The 23,356-nt window shown below is 63.0% G+C and carries 19 protein-coding genes; 10 read left to right on the top strand and 9 right to left on the bottom strand.

Annotated elements, in window-relative coordinates; genetic code table 11:
• Positions 1-482: 482 nt before the first annotated feature.
• The 10 genes from F3J19_RS25400 (at position 483) to F3J19_RS25445 (ending at position 12,562) form a co-directional block, all read left to right on the top strand.
• Complete coding sequence (locus tag F3J19_RS25400; RefSeq protein WP_167047855.1) at positions 483-1,211, top strand: YebC/PmpR family DNA-binding transcriptional regulator; 729 nt, start codon at positions 483-485, stop codon at positions 1,209-1,211.
• A 290-nt stretch (positions 1,212-1,501) separates the two neighbouring features.
• Positions 1,502-2,809 carry a phosphoribosylamine--glycine ligase gene (gene purD, locus F3J19_RS25405; protein ID WP_167047859.1) on the top strand — a complete coding sequence of 436 codons (1,308 nt, stop codon included), beginning with the start codon at positions 1,502-1,504 and terminating at the stop codon, positions 2,807-2,809.
• Between the two features lie 321 nt (positions 2,810-3,130).
• Positions 3,131-4,054, top strand: coding sequence for an oxygen-dependent coproporphyrinogen oxidase (gene hemF / locus F3J19_RS25410; protein WP_167047863.1), 924 nt, complete (start codon positions 3,131-3,133; stop codon positions 4,052-4,054).
• A gap of 63 nt (positions 4,055-4,117) precedes the next feature.
• Complete coding sequence (locus tag F3J19_RS25415) at positions 4,118-4,894, top strand: nicotinate-nucleotide adenylyltransferase (protein WP_167048004.1); 777 nt, start codon at positions 4,118-4,120, stop codon at positions 4,892-4,894.
• 4 nt (positions 4,895-4,898) lie between these two features.
• Positions 4,899-5,351, top strand: coding sequence for a ribosome silencing factor (gene rsfS, locus F3J19_RS25420; RefSeq protein WP_167047866.1), 453 nt, complete (start codon positions 4,899-4,901; stop codon positions 5,349-5,351).
• A gap of 45 nt (positions 5,352-5,396) precedes the next feature.
• Positions 5,397-5,867 (top strand): 23S rRNA (pseudouridine(1915)-N(3))-methyltransferase RlmH, encoded by a 471-nt coding sequence (gene rlmH, locus F3J19_RS25425; RefSeq protein ID WP_008919684.1) that lies wholly within the window; start codon positions 5,397-5,399, stop codon positions 5,865-5,867.
• A 340-nt stretch (positions 5,868-6,207) separates the two neighbouring features.
• Complete coding sequence (locus tag F3J19_RS25430) at positions 6,208-6,837, top strand: Maf family protein (protein ID WP_167047869.1); 630 nt, start codon at positions 6,208-6,210, stop codon at positions 6,835-6,837.
• A 9-nt stretch (positions 6,838-6,846) separates the two neighbouring features.
• Entirely contained in the window at positions 6,847-8,316 is a 1,470-nt protein-coding gene (gene rng / locus F3J19_RS25435) for a ribonuclease G (protein ID WP_167047872.1), read from the top strand.
• Between the two features lie 334 nt (positions 8,317-8,650).
• Positions 8,651-9,952: a serine hydrolase gene (locus F3J19_RS25440; protein WP_345889862.1), complete on the top strand. Its 1,302-nt coding sequence runs from the start codon at positions 8,651-8,653 to the stop codon at positions 9,950-9,952.
• Between the two features lie 303 nt (positions 9,953-10,255).
• Complete coding sequence (locus F3J19_RS25445) at positions 10,256-12,562, top strand: SdiA-regulated domain-containing protein (RefSeq protein WP_345891063.1); 2,307 nt, start codon at positions 10,256-10,258, stop codon at positions 12,560-12,562.
• Between the two features lie 117 nt (positions 12,563-12,679).
• Here F3J19_RS25445 and F3J19_RS25450 read toward each other — a convergent pair whose 3' ends face one another.
• The 9 genes from F3J19_RS25450 to F3J19_RS25490 form a co-directional block, all read right to left on the bottom strand.
• Positions 12,680-14,152 (bottom strand): NAD-dependent succinate-semialdehyde dehydrogenase, encoded by a 1,473-nt coding sequence (locus F3J19_RS25450; protein ID WP_167047878.1) that lies wholly within the window; start codon positions 14,150-14,152, stop codon positions 12,680-12,682.
• 63 nt (positions 14,153-14,215) lie between these two features.
• Complete coding sequence (locus tag F3J19_RS25455) at positions 14,216-15,598, bottom strand: aspartate aminotransferase family protein (protein WP_167047881.1); 1,383 nt, start codon at positions 15,596-15,598, stop codon at positions 14,216-14,218.
• A 134-nt stretch (positions 15,599-15,732) separates the two neighbouring features.
• A complete protein-coding gene (locus F3J19_RS25460) occupies positions 15,733-17,298 on the bottom strand; it encodes a PucR family transcriptional regulator (RefSeq protein ID WP_167047884.1) in 1,566 nt (521 codons plus the stop codon).
• 93 nt (positions 17,299-17,391) lie between these two features.
• A complete protein-coding gene (locus F3J19_RS25465) occupies positions 17,392-17,769 on the bottom strand; it encodes a DUF126 domain-containing protein (protein ID WP_240159219.1) in 378 nt (125 codons plus the stop codon).
• A gap of 52 nt (positions 17,770-17,821) precedes the next feature.
• Positions 17,822-19,060, bottom strand: coding sequence for an aconitase X catalytic domain-containing protein (locus F3J19_RS25470; RefSeq protein WP_167047890.1), 1,239 nt, complete (start codon positions 19,058-19,060; stop codon positions 17,822-17,824).
• Between the two features lie 35 nt (positions 19,061-19,095).
• Positions 19,096-19,932 (bottom strand): ABC transporter permease, encoded by an 837-nt coding sequence (locus F3J19_RS25475; RefSeq protein ID WP_240159220.1) that lies wholly within the window; start codon positions 19,930-19,932, stop codon positions 19,096-19,098.
• Complete coding sequence (locus tag F3J19_RS25480) at positions 19,929-20,786, bottom strand: ABC transporter ATP-binding protein (protein ID WP_240159221.1); 858 nt, start codon at positions 20,784-20,786, stop codon at positions 19,929-19,931. Before F3J19_RS25480 ends, F3J19_RS25475 begins: the two co-directional genes overlap by 4 nt.
• Positions 20,743-21,747, bottom strand: coding sequence for an ABC transporter substrate-binding protein (locus tag F3J19_RS25485; protein ID WP_167047893.1), 1,005 nt, complete (start codon positions 21,745-21,747; stop codon positions 20,743-20,745). The genes F3J19_RS25480 and F3J19_RS25485 overlap by 44 nt, the downstream gene beginning before the upstream one ends.
• A 25-nt stretch (positions 21,748-21,772) precedes the next feature.
• On the bottom strand, positions 21,773-23,332 hold the full coding sequence (locus F3J19_RS25490) for an amidohydrolase (protein WP_345891064.1): 1,560 nt from the start codon (positions 23,330-23,332) through the stop codon (positions 21,773-21,775).
• Positions 23,333-23,356 lie beyond the last annotated feature (24 nt).

Consider the following 23,356-nt stretch of genomic DNA (forward strand, 5'->3'; position numbering starts at 1 on the left):
TGGAGTCACGCGGCGTCTGTCCGGGTCGCGCGGCTTCGGGTTGTGCCGTATCGGGTTACACCGCATTGGCCGCACGTCATCCGCCCGCCCCAACCGCGCCGCCGGACTGCGCCCCGCTTGTATGGGCCAGCCAGGCCCGGATTCAAGGTCACGGCGAACCAGCGCGCGCAAAGGCAACAGCACGAGGGTAAAGCGGCAAGCCGGGGCGCAGGCGGCCACGAGCGGAGATACACGGGCAAGCAGACTGAAGACGCCTCACGCGGGCTTCAGTCGCGGCGCGGGCATTAAAGCCACGGCCGAGCCGCGGTGATCGGGTGATCGGCCGGTCAGGCGCCCGGCCCGGCAACCCGGTTATCCGCTTTAACGCCGGCAGCGTGGCTGGCGGACGGTTTGACATCGAGGCGCGATCAGCGAAGCGCCCGACATCGCAACGACAATTGCACTATGCGTGCGCCCTGCTGGCGCGTGCGACGGAGAAAAGTATGGCGGGTCATTCGAAATGGGCCAACATCAAGCATAAGAAAGCAGCGGCCGATGCCAAGCGCGGCAAGGTCTGGACGCGGCTCATCAAGGAAATCCAGGTAGCAGCGCGCCTCGGCGGTGGCGAGATCGACTCGAACCCGCGTCTGCGGCTCGCAGTCGACAAGGCGTACGACGCCAACATGCCGAAGGACAACATCAACCGCGCGATCCAGCGCGGTGTCGGCGGCGCAGACGGCGCGAACTACGAGGAAATCCGCTACGAAGGCTACGGCATCGGCGGCGCGGCGGTGATCGTCGACACGATGACCGACAACCGCACGCGCACGGTCGCGGAAGTGCGTCACGCGTTCTCGAAGAACGGCGGCAACATGGGCACCGACGGCTCGGTGTCGTTCATGTTCGATCACGTCGGCCAGTTCCTGTTCGCCCCCGGCACGGCCGAGGACACGCTGATGGAAGCCGCGCTCGAAGCCGGCGCCGACGACGTCGTCACAAACGAGGACGGCAGCATCGAAGTGCTGTGCCCACCGAACGATTTTTCGAAGGTGAAGACGGCGCTCGAGGCGGCGGGCTTCAAGGCCGAACTGGCCGAAGTCACCATGAAGCCGCAAACGGAAGTCGAATTCACCGGCGACGACGCCGTGAAAATGCAGAAGCTGCTCGACGCGCTGGAAAATCTGGACGACGTGCAGGAAGTCTATACAAACGCATCGATCGCCGACGAATAAGCGCGTGCCGGCCACGCGTCGCGCGCAGCATCGTGCACAGGCGGCCCGTTACCGGCCGCCGCGCGCCGGCCGTTTCGTCGCACCATTCGTCGAACGATCCTTGAGTCGGGGCACACGTCGCCCACGCGCTTCGCCGCACGTTTTGTTGCGTCACACGTTTCGCCGCGCGCAGCGCCTTCGGGCGCGCGAAGGCTAAACGGACAGCCGGCACGCAGCCCGCTGTCGAGGGTTCATTGCACGGCTGGGCCTGTCGCCCGGCCGTTTATGGTTTTCAAGTCTCGGGGATTCACATGAAGTTACTCGTCGTCGGTTCCGGCGGTCGCGAACATGCGCTCGCATGGAAGCTCGCGCAATCGCCGCGGGTCCAGCTCGTCTACGTCGCGCCGGGCAACGGCGGCACCGCTCAGGACGAGCGGCTGCGCAACCTCGACATCACCGAGCCGGCCGCGCTCGCGGATTTCGTCGAGCAGGAGCAGATCGCCTTCACGCTGGTCGGGCCGGAAGCACCGCTCGCGGCCGGCATCGTCAACCTGTTCCGTGCGCGCGGCCTGAAGATTTTCGGGCCGACCAAGGAAGCCGCGCAGCTCGAAAGCTCGAAGGACTTCGCGAAGGCGTTCATGAAGCGCCACGGCATTCCGACCGCCGAATACGAAACCTTCGCCGACGTCGCCGCCGCGCATGCCTACCTCGATGCGAAGGGCGCGCCGATCGTCATCAAGGCCGACGGCCTCGCCGCCGGCAAGGGCGTGGTGGTCGCGATGACGCTCGAAGAGGCGCATACCGCGGTCGACATGATGCTGTCGGACAACAAGCTCGGCGATGCCGGCGCGCGCGTCGTGATCGAGGAATTCCTCGCCGGCGAGGAAGCGAGCTTCATCGTGATGGTCGACGGCAAGCATGTGCTGCCGCTCGCGTCGAGCCAGGACCACAAGCGTCTGCTCGACGGCGACCAGGGCCCGAACACGGGCGGCATGGGCGCCTACTCGCCCGCGCCGATCGTCACGCCGCAACTGCATGCGCGCGTGATGCGCGAAATCATTCTGCCGACCGTGCGCGGCATGGAGAAGGAAGGCATCCGCTACACCGGTTTCCTGTACGCGGGCCTGATGATCGACGCGCAAGGCAACCCGAAGACGCTCGAATTCAACTGCCGCATGGGCGACCCCGAAACGCAGCCGATCATGGCGCGTCTGAAGGGCGACTACTCGAAGGTGGTCGAACAGGCGATCGCCGGCACGCTCGATACGGTCGAGCTCGAATGGGACCGCCGCACCGCGCTCGGCGTCGTGCTCGCCGCGCACAACTATCCGGATACGCCGAGAAAGGGCGACCGCATCAACGGCATTCCCGCCGAAACCGCGGATTCGGTCACGTTCCACGCCGGCACCACGCTCGCCGACGGCAAGCTGACCACCTCGGGCGGCCGCGTGCTGTGCGTCGTCGGTCTCGCGGATTCGGTGCGCACCGCGCAGGCGGCCGCCTACGAAACGATCAACCAGATCGCCTTCGACGGCATGCAGTATCGCCGCGACATCGGCTATCGCGCGGTGAACCGCAAGCACGACGCGCGCGCCGACGGCAAGCCCGAAAGCCGCTAAGCGGCGTTTGCACCGGGCGCCGGGCGCCGCGCGAGCGGCGACAGCGCGCGCCGCCGGGGGCGCGGGCGGCGAACTGCCGCGCCTCGGGCAGCCCGGCACGGGCACGCCGCACGCTACACTGGGTTTGCCGCGCTCGTCGCGGCAAACGGGCACGGAGTCCGCGGTTCGACCGATGCGGCAAGCCGCCGTTTCACCCGCCCCGCGGAGCGGACCGAACCCACGGCCCGCCCGCGCAAGCGTAGTCCAGAAACCGGCGCGGCCGGCGCCCTCTTCGAAGAACCCGCGGCACGACGAGCGTGCCGCCCTCAGCAATCTGCATTCATGACCGATTCGAGCTACGACGCACAGGCCGTGCGCAGCTGGCTGCAAGGCCTGCAATCGCATATCGCGGACACGCTCGGCGCCTTCGACGGCACGCCGTTCGCAACCGACGCATGGCAACGCGCGCCCGGCGAGAAGCTGCGCGGCGGCGGCATCACGCGGATTCTCGAAGGTGGCCAGTTCTTCGAGCGCGCGGGCATCGGCTTCTCGGACGTCGCGGGCGACGCGTTGCCGGGCTCGGCAAGCGCCGCGCGTCCGCAACTGGCCGGGCGCGGCTTCGAGGCGATGGGCGTGTCGCTCGTGCTGCACCCGCGCAATCCGCACTGCCCGACCGTGCACATGAACGTGCGCCTGCTCATCGCGACGAAGGCAGGCGAAGCGCCAGTGTTCTGGTTCGGCGGCGGCATGGACCTGACGCCGTACTACGGCTACGAAGAGGACGCGCGGCATTTTCACCGCGTCTGCCGCGACGCGCTCGCGCCCTACGGCGCGGACCTCTACCCGCGCTTCAAGCGCGGGTGCGACGAATATTTTTTCCTCAAGCACCGCAACGAAGCACGCGGCATCGGCGGGATTTTCTTCGACGATTTCTCGGAGCCGGGCTTCGACCCGTCGTTCGCGATGCTCAAAAGCGTCGGCGAGGGTTTTCTCCAGGCCTACCTGCCGATCGTCGAGAAGCGCCGCGACACGCCGTACGGCGCGGCCGAGCGCGACTTCCAGGCGTACCGGCGCGGCCGCTACGTCGAGTTCAATCTGGTCTTCGACCGTGGCACACTGTTTGGACTGCAGAGCGGCGGACGCACCGAATCGATCCTGATGTCGATGCCGCCCGTGGTGAACTGGCGCTACGACTGGCAGCCCGAGCCGGGCACGCCGGAAGCGCGTCTTTACAGCGATTTTCTCGTGCCGCGCGAGTGGGTGTGAGGCGGCGTCCGCGCTGCGCACGATCACACTCGACACGCTCCCGGTCACGATAAGGATTTTCACCTGAAGCCGAACGCTCACCCTGTCGCCCTGCCCCGCCGGATCGGTCTGCTGGGCGGCACTTTCGATCCGATCCACGACGGCCACCTCGCGCTCGCGCGACGGTTCGCCGACGTGCTGCGGCTCACCGAGCTGGTGCTGCTGCCGGCCGGCCAGCCGTGGCAGAAGGCGGACGTCTCGCCGGCCGTGCACCGGCTCGCGATGACGCGCGCGGCGGCCGCCTCGCTCGCGCTGCCCGGCGCGAGCGTGCGCGTCGCGACCGACGAGATCGATCACGACGGCCCGACCTACACGGTCGACACGCTGCGCCGCTGGCGCGAGCGCGAAGGCGAGGATGCGTCGATCACGCTGCTGATGGGCGCCGACCAGCTCGTGCATCTCGATACGTGGCACGGCTGGCGGCAGTTGTTCGACTTCGCGCACATCTGCGCGGCCACGCGGCCCGGCTTCGACCTCGCGTCGATACCGCCCGCGGTCGCACAGGAAATCGCCGCACGCGAAGCCGGCGCCGACGTGCTGCAGGCGACGCCGTGCGGGCATCTGCTGATCGACACGACGCTCGCGTTCGACGTCTCGGCCACCGACATTCGCGCGCATCTGCGCGACCAGGTGAGCCGCGAACTCGCGCTGGCGGACGACCCGACGGGCGGCAACGCGGACAGGAAAGCGGGTCACCAGGCGCAAAACGAGGCCCACGGCGCAACCCACGACAAGGCCGCGAGTCATGTCCCGGCCGCGGTGTGGGACTATATTCTTCAACATCATCTGTACCACCGGTAACTCCATGGATATTCGCAAACTGCAACGCGTGATCGTCGACGCTCTCGAAGACGTCAAGGCGCAAGACATCAGGGTGTTCAACACCACCCACCTGACCTCGCTGTTCGATCGCGTGATCGTCGCGAGCGGCACCTCGAACCGGCAAACCAAGGCGCTCGCCTCGAGCGTGCGCGAAGGCGTGAAGGAAGCCGGCGGCGAGATCGTCAGCACCGAGGGCGAGGATATCGGCGAATGGGTGCTGGTCGATTGCGGCGACGCGATCGTCCACATCCTGCAACCGGCGCTGCGCCAGTACTACAACCTCGAAGAGATCTGGGGCGACAAGCCGGTGCGCATCAAGCTGTCGACGCCGAATCCGTTCGGCGGCGCGCGCGCGAGCGAGTCCGACGAGGAGGACGAAGACGAGGAAGCGCCGGCCGCGAAACCCGCGCGCAAGACGGCGGCGCGTCGCAAGTAAGCCGGCCTGATCCGGCACACCGGAAACACCGCTACCTTCCTCGCGATGAAACTGCATATCCTCGCCGTCGGCCACAAGATGCCGGACTGGATCGCCACCGGCTTTGACGAATACGCGAAACGCATGCCGCCCGAGCTACGCATCGAGCTGCGCGAGATCAAGCCCGAGCAGCGTTCGTCGGGACGTTCGGCCGAGAGCGTGATGGCCGCCGAGCGGCAGAAGATCGAAGCCGCGTTGCCGAAGAACGCGCGCATCGTCGCGCTCGACGAGCGCGGCAAGGACTGGACCACGATGCAGCTGGCGGGCGCACTGCCCGGCTGGCAGCAGGACGGGCGCGACGTGGCCTTTCTGATCGGCGGCGCGGACGGGCTCGATCCCGAACTGAAGGCGCGCGCCGACATGATGCTGCGCGTATCGAGCCTCACCTTGCCGCATGCGATGGTGCGCGTGCTGCTTGCCGAACAGCTTTACCGCGCGTGGACCATCACGCAGAATCACCCGTATCATCGCGCGTGAGCGTGTGAGCGCATAAGGCGTGTGCCGCGTGCTGATGCGCGGCGATGCGCGATGTCCGTGCCCGTGTCCCTGCGTATTGCAGATCAGGCATTGCCGGGCGACGACTCACGGGGCACCGGCCACCGATACTCGTCGATGCGCCGAACGATGCGTTTCGACGTAGCGTGTCCAGACATTTGCTCCGCGCCCCGCTTGATGTAATGATCGCTGCGCGGCTCGTTGCGGCGCGCCGATGCAACGCTCAGTCTACCCGCTCACCCTGCCCGCTCATCTCCCTCTGCTACCGTCACCGCGCCCACCGCCTCCACGCCATCCGAATCCCCTCCTTCGAGACCCGTTCATGCCCACGCCCGCCGCTTCGCTGCATCCGTTCGTCTACCTCGCCTCGCAAAGTCCACGCCGCCAGGAGCTGCTGCAACAGCTCGGCGTGCGTTTCGAACTGCTGCTGCCGCGGCCCGACGAAGATGCCGAAGCGCTCGAAGCCGAGTTGCCCGGCGAGCACGCGCGCGACTACGTGCAGCGCGTGTGCGTCGCGAAAGCGCATGCCGCGCGTGCCCGGCTCGTGGCCGGCGGTCATGCGAGGCGGCCGATCCTCGTGGCGGACACGACCGTCACGATCGACGACTCGATTCTCGGCAAGCCCGCCGATGCCGACGACGCGGTCGCGATGCTCACGCGCCTCGCGGGCCGCACGCACGACGTGCTGACCGCCGTCGCGGTGATCGACGCCGACGGTGCCTTGCTGCCCGCGGCGCTGTCGGTGTCGAAGGTGCGCTTTGCTGCGCCGCACGCCGACGCGATCCGCCGCTACGCGGCCAGCGGCGAGCCGCTCGGCAAGGCCGGCGCTTATGGCGTGCAGGGACGCGCGGCGGAGTTTATCGAGCATATCGACGGGTCCTATTCGGGTATCATGGGTTTGCCGCTTTTTGAAACTGCTGCCCTCCTGCGCGCAGCGCGCATCGACTTCTAGAACAACACTATGAATGAAGAAATCCTGATCAATGTCACGCCGCAGGAAACGCGCGTCGCGCTCGTTCAACAAGGCGCCGTCCAGGAACTTCATGTCGAACGAACGCTGTCGCGCGGGCGCGTCGGCAATGTCTATCTCGGCAAGGTCGTGCGCGTGCTGCCGGGCATGCAATCGGCGTTCATCGACATCGGCCTCGAACGCGCCGCGTTTCTTCATGTCGCCGACATCTGGCATCCGCGCATGGCCGGCGAAGCGCAACATCAAGCACCGCATCAGCCGATCGAAAAGATCGTCTTCGAAGGTCAAACGCTGATGGTGCAGGTCGTCAAGGACCCGATCGGCACGAAAGGCGCGCGGCTGTCCACGCAAGTAAGCATTGCCGGGCGCACGCTCGTGTATCTGCCGCAGGAGCCGCATATCGGCATCTCGCAGAAGATCGAAAGCGAAGCCGAGCGCGAGGCCGTGCGTGCGCGCCTGACCGCCGTGCTGCCCGCCGACGAGAAAGGCGGCTACATCGTGCGCACGATCGCCGAGGATGCGACGAGCGAGGAGCTTGCTGCCGACGTCGCCTATCTGCGCAAGACGTGGGCGACGATCCTGTCGCAGGCGCAGCGCATGCCACCCACGAGCCTGCTCTACCAGGACCTGAACCTCGCGCAGCGCGTGCTGCGCGATTTCGTCAACGACGAGACCTCGCGCATCCAGGTCGACTCGCGCGAGACGCATCAGATGCTGGCCGATTTCGCCGCGGAGTTTACGCCGGCGGTGTCGTCGAAACTGCATCACTACACCGGCGAGCGGCCGCTCTTCGATCTCTACAACATCGAGGCCGAAATTCAGCGCGCGCTGTCGCGCCGCGTGGATCTGAAGTCGGGCGGCTACCTCGTGATCGATCAGACCGAGGCGATGACGACGATCGACGTCAACACCGGCGGATATGTCGGCGCGCGCAATTTCGACGATACGATCTTCAAGACCAACCTCGAAGCCGCGCATACGATCGCGCGGCAATTGCGGCTGCGCAACCTGGGCGGCGTGATCATCATCGATTTCATCGATATGGAAAACGCAGAGCATCGCGACCAGGTGCTGGGGGAACTGAAGAAGGCGTTGTCGCGCGATCGCACGCGCGTGACCGTGAATGGCTTCTCGCAACTCGGGCTCGTGGAGATGACCCGCAAGCGCACGCGTGAATCGCTCGCGCATGTGCTGTGCGAACCGTGTCCGGTGTGCCAGGGCAAGGGGCAGGTGAAAACGGCGCGCACCGTTTGCTACGACGTGCTGCGCGAGATTCTGCGCGAGTCGCGGCAGTTCAATCCGCGCGAGTTTCGCGTGGTGGCGTCGCAGCAGGTGATCGATCTGTTTCTCGAAGAAGAGTCGCAGCATCTGGCGATGCTGATCGATTTCATCGGCAAGCCGGTGTCGCTGCAGGTGGAGTCGAATTTGAGCCAGGAGCAGTACGATATCGTGTTGATGTGATGCATGACATGTGCCGCAGCTCGATCAGGGCCGTCGTCGTGCTGCACGACGGCTGCAATGCAAGCGTCGGGGAGCATACATAGCCCTACGTACAGCCAGCAAGGCAAGCCTCGCCTTGCTGGCTCCCTTCCCAAGCTCAGGCATGCCAGGCGGTTATCACCTTATGCCTGACGCAGCCTTGACGCCACTGCCCGCGTCTTTCAATCTCCGTCAGGAACGCGCTGCTTTACGCCCCGCTTTACGCCTGTTATGCACGCCGACAGCGTAGTCGACATTGCCAATGCGCGCCGGAACAATCAATCACATCGGAGACTGCATCGACATGAATTGCCTCGTGCCTCGTTCAAAGGGCGCGTCACGCGCGCTGCTCGCGTTTCTGCTGGGCGCGGCGTGCGCATTTGCACCCACCACGCGCGCAGACACCCCACACGCCGCCGACGCCCAGGCCGGCAGCATGACGCCCGCCGCCTCGCAAACCGCAACCACGTTGAGCTGGAAGCTGCGCAATACGCGCATGATGATCCCGACCGCGAACGTCGAGCGCTCGCGCGAGCCCCTCGCGCTGCCCGATGGCCGCCCGCTCGATCCCGATGCGATCACGTTCACGGTCGACGGCACGACGCTCACGCTGAGCGACTATCTGCGCCGCACGCAGACCGACGGCTTCATTGTCGTGCGCGATGGACGCGTGGTGCTCGAGCGCTACTTCGACGGCTTCGGTCCGCATCAGACGCATATGTGGGCATCGATGACGAAATCGGTGACGGGCCTTCTCGCCGCGCAGTTGATCGTCGCCGGCAAGCTCTCGCCCGACGCGCCGCTTTCGAGGTATGTGCCGGAACTCTCGGGCACGCCGTTTGGCGACGCGACGCTCCAGCAGAACCTCGACATGGAGGTTGCCGTGCGCTATCCGGCCGCGCTGCCACCCGACCTCGGGCTGTTCGCGGCGGTCGGCTTCGTGCCGCGAGCGAGCGGCGCGCCCGACAGCATCCATCGTTTCCTGCGGGTCGCGCTGGCGTCGCCGGATGCGCATGCGGACGGGCTGTGGTACTACCAGAACGGATCGCCCGAAGCGGTGGCGTGGGCGATCCGCAACGTAACCGGCGAATCGTGGAGCAAGCTGGCATCGCGTGAAATCTGGAGCAAGCTCGCCGACGACGATGCCGACATCGTGGTCGATCACACCGGCACCGAGATGGCCAGCGGCGGTCTCAACACCACGCTGCGCGACGCGGCACGCTTCGGCGAACTCGTGCGCATGAGCGCGGCCGGCGACGGCACGCGTTTTCCTTCGAACGTTACGCATCTCGCGCTGCAACCGGCCACTAACAGCGCGGCCTTCGCCAAGGGCAATCTCGCGCCGGGCCGGCCGGGCTACGGCTATCGCGACTACTGGTATCAGTTGAAGGATGGCGACGGTTCCTTCGCGGCGAGCGGCCGCTTCGGCCAGGCGATCATCGTCGATCCTCGCGAGCGGCTCACGGTCGTGAAGCTCTCGTCGTCGCCCGATCAGGCCGCGCGGCCGACGAGCGCAACAGGTGGCGCGATCGGCCACGCGCCGCTCGATACCGCCGACGCGCTGCATCAAGCCGTCGTAGCCATCGCAAAAGCGGCCGCGCAAGGCGGCACGCGATAGAGCGCCCGTTCATACATGCCACGTCCGCGTGACTGGCGTGCCACAGGCCGTTGCAGGCGAGGCGCAGCGCCCCGGCTTTTCCTGCAACGGCCGGACTCATCGGCCGACTTGCGATCGACCCGCGATTGACCCACGGCCCAGTCTGAATCCTGCGGAAGTTCACGATAAGTTTCTCTTCTCAAACAAGCGAGCTTGCAAGAAAAATACAGATCCTTTCACGAAGCTGAAATACAAGACCGATAGTGTCGCGGTTCCTGTCAACTGCCCGACGTTTCTGTCAATCAGCCAACTTACAACAATATCGTGAAGACCAAAAACTCGACCCGCACCTATTCAATCTTGCTTTCCGCAATTCTGGCAGCCAGTCTCAGCGCATGTGGCGGTGGTGACAGCAACATCGGCGCCGCGGGCGGCAACAACGGCAGCAATGGTGGCAACGGCAACACAGGCGGCAATAACGGCGGCGGCACGGTTGACAGCAAGATTCCCGTGCTGACGTTCACCGATCCGCAAAGCACCTACGATCTGAACAACTATACGCAGACAGATAGTTTCCCTCTGCAATACGCGACGAGCGGCACCAATCTGCTGAATGCCGAGGCATCGGGCGTGGCCTACGATAAGGATACCGATTCGCTGTTCGTCATCGGCGACGGCGGCACCGCGGTCGTGCAGGTCGCGAAGAGCGACGGCCATGTTCTCGATTCCATGACGCTCAATGCCGGAGATTTCGAGGACACGGAAGGCATCACCTACGTCGGCGGCGGCAAGTTCGTGCTGGTGGAAGAGCGCCTTCGCCAGGTCGATATGTTCACTTATACCGCGGGCGGAACGCTGAAAAGAGCCGACGTGCAGTCCGTCAAACTGGGCACGACGGTTGGCAACGTCGGTATCGAGGGCGTGAGTTTCGATACCAAAACGGGCGGTTATATCGCCGTGCGCCAGTCGCAGCCGACCAGCATTTTTCAGGCTGCGATCAATTTTGCCGGCGGCTCGGCGACGGCGTCGGACGGTACGCCCATCCTGCCGAGCACGGACAATCCGCCCGTGTTGTTCGATGCGGACAAGACCGGCCTCTCCGCATTCAATGACGTGTTCTCGCTCTCGAACATCGTCCCGGGCACCGCGCCGGACTACGACAACGTCATCATCATCGGCGCACCGGATGGCAAGATCGTCAAGATGGATCGTACCGGCCGGTTGCTGAGCAGCCTGTATATGAGCGCCACCGCCCAGAACGAAGGCGTCACCATGGGCTCGGACGGCATCATTTATGCGGTCGGCGAGCAGGCAGCGGGACCGAGCCTGCCGGGCCTGACCATCTTCAAGCCCACCACCGACAAGACCAACGTCGGCATCGGCAGCAACCTGTACCTGAAGTTCGATCAGGCGGTGCAGGCCGGAGCCGGCAATATTGTTCTCAGCAACGGCGCCGACGATACGCGCACGATTCCGGTCACCGACCCCACGCAGGTGACGTTCAGCGGCGGCGTGATGAAGATTCATCCGAAGTTCTTCATGGTCGCCAATACCGCGTACAACATCACGTATCCGGCAGGTACGGTCAAGACCGCGACGGGCAGCAATCTCCCCGCCGTGTCCGATGCGTCCACATTCTCGTTCAAGACGATCGGCACCGTCGACAAGACCGCTCCGACCTTGAGCAGCAGTGCGCCGGTCGATGGCGCGACGGGCATTATCGGCAATCACCTCACGCTGTCGTTCAGCAAGGTCGTTCAGGCCGGTACGGGCAACCTCGTCATCAGCAACGGCTCCGATACGCGCAATGTTTCGATCGACGATACGACGCAAGTCAAATTCAACGGCGGCCGGGTCACCGTCACGCTCGCGACACCCTTGCAGGATAGTTCGCGCTACAGCGTGAAACTGGCTAGCGGCGTGATCACCGACCTGTATGGCAACGCCTATGCCGGTCTGACACAAAGCTTCACGACCGCGGCCGCCGGTGCGCCCGTGCCGACCGTGCTGATCTCGGAAGTGAATTCGAATGCCGACGGCGGCCAGGACTTCTTCGAGCTCTATAACTACGGCAGCACGGCAATCGATCTGACCGGCTGGAAGTGGGGCGACAGTCATGCCGACGTCAACGATGCCAACAATAGCGCGGCCTTTGCGGCCGGTACGATCCTTTCGCCGGGCGAGCATCTGGTCGTGGTTCCGGGTGTGCCGGGCACGGACGAAAATACGTTCCGCACGACCTGGGGGCTGGCAGGCACGGTGCCGGTCATGGCGATGCTGAACGTCAATAACGATCCGGCGAATCCTATCGGCCTGGGCAAGGGCGATGCGGTGATCGTCTATGACGCGAATGGCAATGTCGTGGCCGCGATGAACTACGGCACGCCCATCGAGGCCACGCAGGGCGATGGAACGCTGAAAGCGATTCCGTCGGCCCTGGGTACGGATGCCACGCTCGTTGCCGCCGGCAATCATGCGGGTGCCGTCTTCGTCGGCGGCAATGCGAAGGTGTCTGCGGTGTGGGATACCGTTTCCACCTCGGCGCCCAACTATGTCGAAGCCGTGGTGGGCGTGAACGGCGGCCAATCCGAGCCGGCTAAAGCGGCGTCGATCGGCTCGCCTGGGCAGTAACTCCTGGGCCATCACTGCCCGCCGCGTCGCGGTACGAGTCTCGTGAAAAACCGTCCGACTTTCTGTCGGGCGGTTTTTTTGCCTCTGTTTTTTCCTCAAGCTAACCGTCACCGCACATCAGTCGAGATTGCCCTGACAGACGTACTTGATGGTCAGGTAATCGTCGAGACCATATTTCGAGCCCTCGCGGCCGTAACCGGACTCCTTGACGCCGCCGAATGGTGCGGCCTCACTCGACACGGCCCCTTCGTTCAGGCCGACAACGCCAGCTTCGAGTCGCCGCGCCACACGCTCGGCCCGCCGCATGTCGCGAGTGTAGAAATAGGCGGCGAGCCCGAATGGCGAGTCATTGGCCAGGCGCACTGCTTCTTCTTCCTGATCGAACCGATAAAGCGGCGCGACGGGCCCGAACGTCTCCTCGCACGTCACGAGCATATCGTTCGAGGCATGGGTGAAAACGGTCGGGGCATAGTAGTTCGGTCCTAACTCGGTCAGCCGTTTGCCGCCCGTCAGCACGATCGCGCCTTTCGATACGGCGTCTTCGACGTGGCGGGCAATCTTGTCGATCGCCTTCGCGTTGATCATGGGGCCGATCTGTGCCTCGGGGTCGGTGGCCGGGGCCACTTTCAATGCGCCGACGCGAGCGGCAAGCAGTTCGGCGAATCGGTCGAATACGCCCGCCTGCACATAGATCCGATTCGGACAAACACAGGTCTGTCCGCCGTTGCGGAATTTGGCGGCCATCAACCCGGCGATTGCGGCGTCGAGGTCCGCGTCGTCGAAAACGATAAACGGCGCATTGCCGCCCAGTTCGAGAGAGAGCTTCTTGAGCGTGCCCGCCGATTCGCGCGCCAGATACTTGCCGACCGCCGTCGATCCGGTGAACGTGACCTTGCGTACCCGGTCATCCGCGAGCCAGTCCGCCACGGCTTCGATGCCCTGCTCCCGCGACGCGCTCAGCATGTTCAGCACACCGGCCGGCACGCCGGCTTCCCCGGCGAGTGCAGCCAATGCCAGCGCGGTAAGCGGCGTGTCTTCCGCGGGTTTGCCGACTACCGTGCAGCCCGCGGCCAGAGCGGGGGCGATTTTCCGCGCGATCATCGCAAGCGGAAAATTCCATGGCGTGATGGCCGCGACGATACCCACGGGCTCTTTCATCGCCCGCATCTGTTTGCCACGCTGCTGTTGCGGAATGAGGTCGCCGTAAGTGCGCGTGGCTTCTTCCGCGAACCATGCGACATACGACGCGCCATAGGCGACTTCGCCCCGGCTTTCGGCCATTGGCTTGCCCTGCTCCATCGACATCAGCGTGGCCAGGTCTTCGCTGTTCTCCACGAGAAGTGCATGCCAGCGGCGGAGTATCGCGGCGCGCTCGCGTGGCAGGCGATTGCGCCAGCTTTCGGCGGCCTGGTATGCCGCGTTTGTCGCGGCACGCGCGTCGGCGGGACCGCTATTCGCCACTTCCGCAATGATTTCGCCGGTGGCCGGATTCGTCACCGGATAGCGTGCGCGGGATACCGCCTCGCTCCACTCGCCGCCGATCAGGTTCCGGGTTCTGACCAGTTCTTCGCGCTTGAGCTTTAAAGCCATGATGCGTGCCTCTGATAATGGGTGTGCCCGGATCGACGCATGCCGGGCCATACAGAGTTTCTGTCAGCCCTTCAGTGCATTGCGCACGTCGACGTGCTCGAGCATTTCGTCGAGCGTCTTGCGCACGCGTGTCACCAGCTCGTCGATCTCGCCTTCGGAATAGCAGAGTGCCGGCGCGAAGCCGAGGATGTTGTCGCCAAACGCGCGAAAGATAATCCGGTTGCGATATGCGGCATCGGCGATACGCTCCGGCAGTTTCAACGACGGATCGAAACGGGCTTTCGTCTTCTTGTCCGCAACCAGTTCGACGGCGCCGAGCAGACCGCGGTGGCGCGAATCGCCGACGAGCGGATGATCGAGCAGACTGTCGAGTCCGCGCGCGAAACGGGCGCCCTGCTTCTGACCGTTGGCAAGCAGTCCGCCTTCGAGATAAAGACGCAGGACTTCGAGGGCGACAGCGGCGCTGACCGGATGTGCCGAATAGGTTTGCCCGTGGCCGATTGCCTCGCCCGCTTTGGCGCCGTCGGCGATTCCCTGATAGACCTCGTCGGACAGGAGCAGCGCGCCCATCGGCGCATAGCCTGCCGTTAGTCCCTTGGCTACCGTCATGAGGTCGGGTTCGACGTGTTCCGCCTCGCAGGCGAACAGCGGGCCCGTGCGACCGAAACCGGTGATGACTTCATCCGCGACGAACAGAATATCCAGTCGACGACACGCGTCGCACATCGCCTTCAGCCAGCCTTTCGGCGGAACGATCACACCGCCGGACCCTTGCACCGGCTCGCAGAAAAACGCCGCGACATTCCCCGCGCCGAGTTGTTCGACTTTCGCTTCCAAGGCGCGCACGGAAGCCGCGATGATTGCCTCGGGATCGTCAGGCGTTTCGCTACGGTAAGGATATGACGAGGGAATGTGATGCTGCGTCGCCAGCGGCACGTCGAAGTTGCGATGAAAACTGGCGATCGCCGTCATGCCCGCCCCCATCGACGACGAACCGTGATAGCCGCGTTCGAGTGCGATGAACTGCTTTTTCGATGGCTTGCCAATGGCGTTGTAGTAGTGCGTGATAAAGCGGATCGCGGAATCTATTGCGTCCGAACCGCCCAGCGAGAAATAGACATGGCGCAATGACGCGGGGGCAAGATCGATGAGGCGTTGAGCCAGCTCGATGGCCGGCTCGGAGCCGAAATGGAAGTACCCGGTGGCATAAGGCAATTTCGACATCTGCCCGGCTGCCGCCCTGACAATGCTCTCGTGCCCATAGCCTGTGTTCACGCACCAGAGGCCGGCGAAGGCATCCAGCAGCTCGTTGCCGTCGGCGTCGTAAAGCCACGCGCCCTTACCGGATTTCAGCACGGTGACGCCGCGCGCTTCGTGGGCGCGATAGCTGACTACGGGGTGAATAAGATGTTGACGGTCTGATTCGATAAGCGAGGTGAGCGACATTTTCGGGCTCCTTGATAAGCGCTTCTATCGGATAAGCAACAGGGAAACTGCCTGCACCCATTTGTACCCCTTTGCACCCATTAAACCGCGACACTCGTGCACAGTCTTCCTATCAAAAGTAGTAAAACCGGCCACTAATTTTCCCGGAGACGATAGAGCGCTGTGGCAACCTGAAGCTGAAAGCGCACGTTCGGGTCGTCGAGCGTGACGCCGAGAATCTGCTCGATGCGCTCCAGCCGATAGCGCAGCGTGCTGATATGAATACCCAGGGCACGTGCGGCGTGTACAAGCTGGAAACCTTCGTCGGCGAGCGTGTAGAGCGTATCGAGCAGCGATTCGCCGCGCGGACGATGGACGAGCGGCACGACCAGCCGCTCGATCAGCATCTCGCGCGCATCGGCATCCCCGAGCAATGCCCGCGGAAAAAGAATTTCCTCGAAACGGTGCAGCCTTCCGGGACGAAGCATCGGAAGCAGTGCGTCGACGTCTTTCGAGCCGACCGCCATGCCGTCGATGCCCGTATGCGCGCGACTGACGGCCATCGCCGCGTGCCGGTCTCCGATTGCCGCCCACAGGGTCTCCACGGACGCCTCGGCAGGCAGGATGAACTTGATCTGATTCAGCCACACCGCAATCAACGCGGACTGCCTCTGCGCTCTCAATTGGCATTTCAGAAGCTCGACCCATCGCTCCCTGCGTTCGAGTGCTTCTGTCGTCAAAGGAACGGGTTCGCCGAGCAGCACGAGACAGATGCGATACGACGCGGTCTGACTCCAGCCGCATACGCGCGCGCGCTCGAGCGCACTCGCAGTCGCGGTGAATTCGCCATCGAGCAGCGCGGTAACGAGCGCATACCCAAGGCGATCCTCCTGCTGCGCGAGTTGCTGTTGATGCGTCAGATGCAAAGCGGCGACGACGCTGGCATGCTCCATTGCACGCCTGTCGAGTTCGTCGATGTCCGGGTTGTCCAGATCGAGCCAAAGTATTGCGACAATCGTGTCGTGCAGGCGAACGGCCAGTTGCATCCGATGCAATACGCGATCGCTTGCGAGCTTGAAGCGTACTGTCGCGGGTCGCCGGACAGTACTGGCATCGACGGGGGCATCCGAAAGAGAACGCGTAAACTGCGCCTCCAGCATGGTGATGTCCGAGGCCGGCGCGGAGCTTCCCAGGATATGTCCGGACGGATTCGTGAACGAGACCGCGCGGCCCACCAGCGTTTGCAGCGTGGTGGCAATGTCGGAAAGGCTGCTTGCGGACACGGCGGCATTCGTCAGTGCCCGATGCAACTGGTCTGCTCGCGCGATGATCTCGGACTGGAAGTTGATGATCTTCGCGAGGATTTCATGCGTGATCTGGCTGAACGGCACCGCCCACGGCATTTCGAGCAACGGCAGGCCAACCGCGCCGGCTTCCTCGATGGCCTCCGGCGGAAAGTGATCGCGGAAATGCGGCACGGCCAGCACGACGCCGGCAAGCCCCGCGTGACTCAGTTCACGGACGAGCTGCCGCGATGCCTCGCCGCGCGCGGGCCAGTTATAGCCGGTAGTCAGCAGTAGTTCGCCGGGCTTGACCCAGTGGACGATGTCCGGGTGGTCGACCATATGGACCCAGGTGATGTCCCGGCCAAGCTGTTCGCTTCCGGCCACGACTTCCGCTTTGCGAAGAACGGTCTCCCGGATGGCAGTGTCAAGTTTCATGGCGGCAACGATCACGCGCGGCGGCATCGGGCAAGACACCGCGACGTCAATCAGTCCTCCTTCGGCCGGCAACGACTCCGCTTGTTTTTCCGCTCAGGCGCGTGTCTTCAGCGACAGAATGCGGCGCGCGCCGTCGAACAATACGCGGTCGCCCGATTTGAGGTACTTGCGCGGCGAGTCGGTAAACCCGTCCATGATCGGAATGCCTGCCAATACCGCGCCTTGAACGAAAACGGGATTGGTCATATCGCAAACCAGGGCGGCGGGACAGGTGCCGCGCTTCCTGAGATTCAGCAGCGCCCAGCCTGTCGATACGCCGCCCTTCGTCGATTTGAATACGATGATCTTATTGACCACGCTCATGCCGTAGAGATCATGGTCGGGTCGAGCGATAACGCCAAGGTCGGGGTCGATATCGTATCGAACGCTCAAACCATGATTCGACACGATGACTTCGCCTTCGAGGCTCATTGTCATGCTCTGGCTTGCATTGAAAAAAGTGCGCTCAAGCATAGTGTCCTCATTAAGCCAGCGTACCCAGCGTCGCCGCCCGGATGCAATCGTCGAATCGCCGGAATTTCACCTGATAGCCCTGCCCCGCCATGATGTTCGCGAGTTTCGCCGAGTTCGTGACGAGCCGGCTGAAGCCATTCAACTCGGACAATTGCCGGGGCGTCATGAGGTAAAAGCAGACGCCGGCGATCAGTTCCGCGCCGGACGCTTCGAGCCGCGCACGAATACCGAGTTGCTCGGTGGAAGCCGCGATCTGCGAATTCGTCGTGACGATCAGCTTGACTGTCGGGTGAACCTTCTTGCCTTCCAGAGCCTCGGCAATGGAAACGATCTCGAAGAGCGAGAGTTGAGGCGCGCTGAAAACCACCAGATCGGCCTCCGTGAAATCGCCGCTCCAACCGTGGTAGACACTATCGAGTGCGCCTTCGGGCACCTGAAGATGACGGATTTCTCTTTGGGTCGACATAGCCGCTTCCAGCGACCGGGCCTCAGGCGTCACGCCGACTATGTGAAACATCGCCGCCGAGCCATAGCTCGCGAGTGCGGCGCCGAGGTGTTTGAGCGCGTCGCTGTCGGGTTTCGACGTCAATCCCTCGAATACCGGCACATCCCAATAGCCGTTCAGTTGCCGGCCGACACAACAGCCGAGCGCGCCCCAGTCGGCCAATTCCTTCGGCTGATCTTCGACATGCACGACGACATTGGCTTTCCGGCATTCGTCCAGATGAAAACCGTATCGGGGCACGCGCCCTGTCAGCGACGCGGCCAATGCCGCAGGACCCGACTCGTAATTCGATCGGGCGCCGAATACGGAGTTGGCATAGATCACGGACCCGGTATCTCCCCACGCTACATGCTCGCCAAAATGCGGTTGCAGCGTGGTTTGATACACGATGCAGTTACTGCAATTCAGAAGACCGATCTTCTCGAATGCGGCGACGGTCCGCGTTTCGATTTCCTTCGTCGTTTCCAACTGCTTCAACGTGCATCGAGGCTCGAACGCATAGCCTCGCGGGTCGGTGACCGCTTTCACGGCACAGCGGGCGCCGCTGCGCGCGACCTGCTCCAGATATTCGACGCCGGCCAGACCCAATTCCTCGACGTCGCCCGAAGCATGCACCGAGCTGATCTTCACCATATCTTCGGCGCCGAAGTATTCGCCGACTTCGACCTGCATCTTCAGCGCTACGCGCATTACCTCGCCGTGCTCTCCATTGAGCATGGCGATTTCTTCGTCCGTCAGCTTCATCGAGGTCAGCTCCCGTCAGAACAGATTCGTACCTGCTATCTCTTCGCGTTGGAATCGAAACGCCGGCCAAACCTGTGGATCGCCACTTCCAGAATTTTGTCGGTCAGATAGCCGAGGATGCCCAGAGTGAAAATACCCACGAAGATTTTGTCGGTTGCCATCCAGAGCCGGGCATTGAGAATCGAATAACCTATCCCCGCATTGGCCGCGAGCATCTCGGCGGCGATGACCGTCATGAAGGCGATGCCCATGGCAATGCGCATCCCCTGCAGAATCGGCGTCACGGCGGCCGGCACGATCACCCATCTGAAGATCTGCCATTCCGTGGCGCCGAACATCTGGGCCGCGCGAATCTTGTTGGTGTGAACACCGGCTACGCCAAGCGCGGTACTCAGCGATACGGTAAAAACCGTGCCGTAGATGATGATGAAGATCTTCGATTCCTCGCCGACGCCAAACCAGATCATCGCGGGCGAGACCCAGGCGATAGGCGGAATGAAACGGAAGAACTGCAGATACGGATTGAACAGCGAGCGGACTATCGGGAAAAAACCGACCAGCAGGCCCAGAACGATGCCGATCACGGAGCCGATTAAAAAGCCGGCCAGAATACGGAACATGCTCGCGCCGATGTCGACGAAGATACTGCCGCTCTGGATCTCCGCGATGGCCTCGGTGCCGACCTGCAAAGGCCCCGGAAACAGGATCGAGGAGAACATATAGGTACTCACCAGATGCCAGATGAGCACACCGGCCGACAACGAGGCGAGCAACATGATGGTCGAAGCCAACGTGGAACGACGCTTCGACGCCCGCTTCTTTTTCAGTGATCCGAAGGGGGTTTGCATAATACCGGAGGTCTCTGGGCTCATGATGTCACGCGATCGGTTTGAACACCAAGCACTTCGTCGGCAATCAGGCTCGAAATGCGGGAATAAAGCTCGCCGAACCTGGGGTTGCTGCGGTCCCGGGGGCGGTCGAGATCACAGTTCACGATCTCCTTGACGTTGGAACGCGGTCCGCGCTTCAAGACAACGATCCGGTCGGCGAGCGTGATCGCCTCGGCAATGTCATGCGTGACGAAAAACACCGTGCGCTGCGTCTTTTGCCAGATGGTCGCCAGTTCGTCTTGCAGCACGATTCGGGTCTGCGCATCGAGCTGGCCGAATGGTTCGTCCATCAGCAGGACTTTCGACTCGCAGGCCAGTACTCGTGCGACATTCACGCGCTGCTTCATGCCGCCCGACAGTTCAGCCGGATATTTGTGCTCCTGTCCGCGCAGACCGACGAGTGCCAGATATTGCCGCGCCTTGGCCGCGCGCTCGGTTTTTTTCATTCCCGACACGCGCAGGCCGAATTCGACATTGGCCTGCGCGGTAAGCCAGTGATAGAGAGAATCGTCGCCCTGAAATACGACGCCGCGCTCCACACCCGGGCCGTCGATCGGGCGGCCGTCCATATGGATGCTGCCCGCCGTGGGCGACTCGAATCCGGCGATCAGATTCAGTACGGTCGTCTTTCCGCAACCGCTCGGACCGAGAATGCACATGAACTCGCCGCGCACCAGCGACAACGATAAATCCCGCAGAATGTCGGGGCTATCCGCCGGCAAGGAAGCATGTTTGAACGACACATCTCGAATCGATACCAGGCTCGCATTGCTCATGGCTGCACCTGCTCCGTCACGATTTCGGTTGAGAATTCGCCTTTGACGACGCGTCGGCATTCGAGCGGTCGATGAGAACAGGGGTGATCAATTTGTCGATCAGCGCCTTCGGATCGAAGGGCTGCACCGTTCCCTGCTGTTTCACCCATTCGGCGATGCTCACCATGTCCTTTGGAAAGGCAGGCGGCATGTCGACGACGAACTGCACGCTATCCATCATCTGTTCGGCATCCGCCGTGGAAATCCGGAAGGTTTTCGACATCAAGGCCACCGCAGCCGGACGGTTCTTCCTGTCGTTCAGCCAGGCCGTCGCATTCCTGATGGCGGTAAAGGCTTTTCTGGCATCCTCAGGACGCTGATTCAGCAATTCGTCCGAAAACATCAGGAAGAACTGCATCGTATAGATGCCGTTATCGCCCGACCATCCGATCACCTTCGTGTTCGGCATCACCGCCTTCAGGCGGGTGAACCACGGGTCCCACGAAAACATGGCCTGAATGTCGCCGCGCGCCATGGTCGCGACCAGTTCAGGCGGAGCGACATTCACAAGCTTCAGTTTCTCCCGGGCGATACCGTAATGGTCGAGGTAGCGATTCAGGTAGTAGTCGCTGGCCGTGCCCTTCGAGTAGCCCACGCTCTTACCGACGAGATCGCCCGCGTTATTGATGCCGTTTATCGCAGCGAGGCCAATCAGGTGATTGCTGTAGACGCCGCGGGCGACGGCCTTGACTTTGGCGCCTTTTGCCGCCGCGATGATCGCCGGCAGTTCGGCGACGAGCGCGATATCCGAATCGCCCGCCACGACCGATTCCAGAGCCAGCCCCCCTGCGGGGAATTGCTTGATCGTGGCATCGAGGCCCTGATTTTTCATAAACCCCTGATCCACGGCGACGATCAGGGACATGAAGCTTCCGTCCGCTCCGGTGGCGAGGCGAATCGGCGCGGCAACCGCGCTGCCGGCAAAAGTCCCGGCCATCAGCGTTACAGCAAGAAGTGCTAGATTGAAGAAATGGCGTTTCATGCTTTTCTCCTATCAAATATTGCGTTCACCGCACCGAGTAAACCACCTCACCGTTTTTCATCGTTGTCGTGACGTTGATTTGTCGCAAGTCCTTCGGAGGACACGTCAGAGGATTTCGATCGATGACGATCAGGTCCGCGAATTTCCCGGCTTCCAGAGAACCTTTTTTTTCTTCTTCGAAGGCGGCCCAGGCTCCATTGCTGATGCACATCCTGAGCGCATCCTCTATCGAAACGCTTTGGCGCGAATCGACGGGATTCTCGACCAGCAATTGAAGCCACAGGAAAGGATCGGCCGGATAGACAGGCAGATCGGCTCCGCACGCGACGACCACACCGGCGTTCAGAATATCCTTGTACGTGTCGATCCGTTTATAGCGTTCCGCGCCGTAGCGCTCGAAAAAGATGCCATCGGTGCCGCCCCACAGGTAGGTGAAAACGGGCTGCATGCTGAGCACGACGCCGAGATTCGCCGCACGCTCGATCTGCTCGGTGGTCGGAACGTGAAAATGCTCGATGCGATGGCGCCGTGAGCGGCCCTGCGCGATTCCCTCCGCGTTTTCGAACGCATCGAGCAGCTGGTCGATCGCGGCGTCGCCCATCGCGTGTACGCCCACTTGCAACCCCGCAGCGCAGGCTTCGCTCACCAGGGTATTAATGTCGTCCTGCGCATGCAGCAGAACGCCATGATTCGAGCAGCAGTCGGCATAACCGCTGTGCAGCGCGGCACCGAAAGTATTCGGCATGCCGTCGAGACAGGACCGTCCGCAGCCGCCGACACCGTGTACCCCGAGCGCCTGCGCGCGCGGGATATCGAAAGTCTCGTAGTACGGCACGATATGAACGGGCAGCGAATCCTTGATTCGCATCATGATGTCTATATCCCGGTCACCGTCCATCTTGCTGCCTTCGAATGCATGAATGGTGGTAATGCCGCGTTCGATGGCACGATCGGCCATGAGACGGATCATCCGTTCGGCGTCGGAGTCCGAAATGAAGCCGAATACCTTTTGCCGCGCCGGAACATGGGCCACGTCGCCCGCATACGCACCGGTCGGATTGCCGGCCGCGTCGACCTCGAGACCCGGCGTTCCCTTCCCGATGCCGATTGCCTCGAACCCCAGCGTGTTTGCGGTACTCGAATGAAACGAATCCGAAGACATCCAGATCTTGTGCCTCGTCGACGCACGATCGAGATCGGCCATGCCCGGGTGACGCTTTTCGCGAAGTTTGTCGGGGTCATAGCCCGAGGCGCGAACCCACTCGCCCTCGGGTGTTTCAAGCGCGCGTTTGGCAACCTTGTCGACAATCTCGTCTATGGATTCGGCGCCCAGCAGATCCACCGCTTCGCTGACCAGCCCGCCGAACATCACATGGGAATGCGCGTCGACGAATCCCGGCAAAACGGTCTGCCCCCCGGCGTCGATTACCACGGCGCCGTCATGCTTTAGCGCCGCCACGTCGGCGTTGGTGCCGACGGCGGCAATGAGCCCATTGCGGACCAGAACGGCCTCCGCGATCGTATTGTTGGCGTCCAGCGTAAGGACGTTTGCGTTGATGATCAACGTTTCCTGCTGTTCGTTCACTGACACGGAGTCCTCCAATCGGAA

The sequence above is a fragment of the Burkholderia sp. Ax-1724 genome (assembly GCF_011752995.1).
Lineage (GTDB): Bacteria > Pseudomonadota > Gammaproteobacteria > Burkholderiales > Burkholderiaceae > Paraburkholderia.

Bases quoted from the DNA above. Each gene is read 5' to 3' on its own strand.
- rlmH (WP_008919684.1), top strand. From the start codon at position 5,397: ATGAAACTGCATATCCTCGCCGTCGGCCACAAGATGCCGGACTGGATC.
- purD (WP_167047859.1), top strand. From the start codon at position 1,502: ATGAAGTTACTCGTCGTCGGTTCCGGCGGTCGCGAACATGCGCTCGCA.
- F3J19_RS25400 (WP_167047855.1), top strand. From the start codon at position 483: ATGGCGGGTCATTCGAAATGGGCCAACATCAAGCATAAGAAAGCAGCG.
- rng (WP_167047872.1), top strand. From the start codon at position 6,847: ATGAATGAAGAAATCCTGATCAATGTCACGCCGCAGGAAACGCGCGTC.
- F3J19_RS25465 (WP_240159219.1), bottom strand. From the start codon at position 17,769: ATGAGCCTCGAAGGCGAAGTCATCGTGTCGAATCATGGTTTGAGCGTT.
- rsfS (WP_167047866.1), top strand. From the start codon at position 4,899: ATGGATATTCGCAAACTGCAACGCGTGATCGTCGACGCTCTCGAAGAC.
- F3J19_RS25480 (WP_240159221.1), bottom strand. From the start codon at position 20,786: ATGCCGACGCGTCGTCAAAGGCGAATTCTCAACCGAAATCGTGACGGA.
- F3J19_RS25485 (WP_167047893.1), bottom strand. From the start codon at position 21,747: ATGAAACGCCATTTCTTCAATCTAGCACTTCTTGCTGTAACGCTGATG.
- F3J19_RS25460 (WP_167047884.1), bottom strand. From the start codon at position 17,298: ATGAAACTTGACACTGCCATCCGGGAGACCGTTCTTCGCAAAGCGGAA.
- F3J19_RS25475 (WP_240159220.1), bottom strand. From the start codon at position 19,932: ATGAGCCCAGAGACCTCCGGTATTATGCAAACCCCCTTCGGATCACTG.
- F3J19_RS25430 (WP_167047869.1), top strand. From the start codon at position 6,208: ATGCCCACGCCCGCCGCTTCGCTGCATCCGTTCGTCTACCTCGCCTCG.
- F3J19_RS25470 (WP_167047890.1), bottom strand. From the start codon at position 19,060: ATGAAGCTGACGGACGAAGAAATCGCCATGCTCAATGGAGAGCACGGC.
- F3J19_RS25455 (WP_167047881.1), bottom strand. From the start codon at position 15,598: ATGTCGCTCACCTCGCTTATCGAATCAGACCGTCAACATCTTATTCAC.
- F3J19_RS25450 (WP_167047878.1), bottom strand. From the start codon at position 14,152: ATGGCTTTAAAGCTCAAGCGCGAAGAACTGGTCAGAACCCGGAACCTG.
- hemF (WP_167047863.1), top strand. From the start codon at position 3,131: ATGACCGATTCGAGCTACGACGCACAGGCCGTGCGCAGCTGGCTGCAA.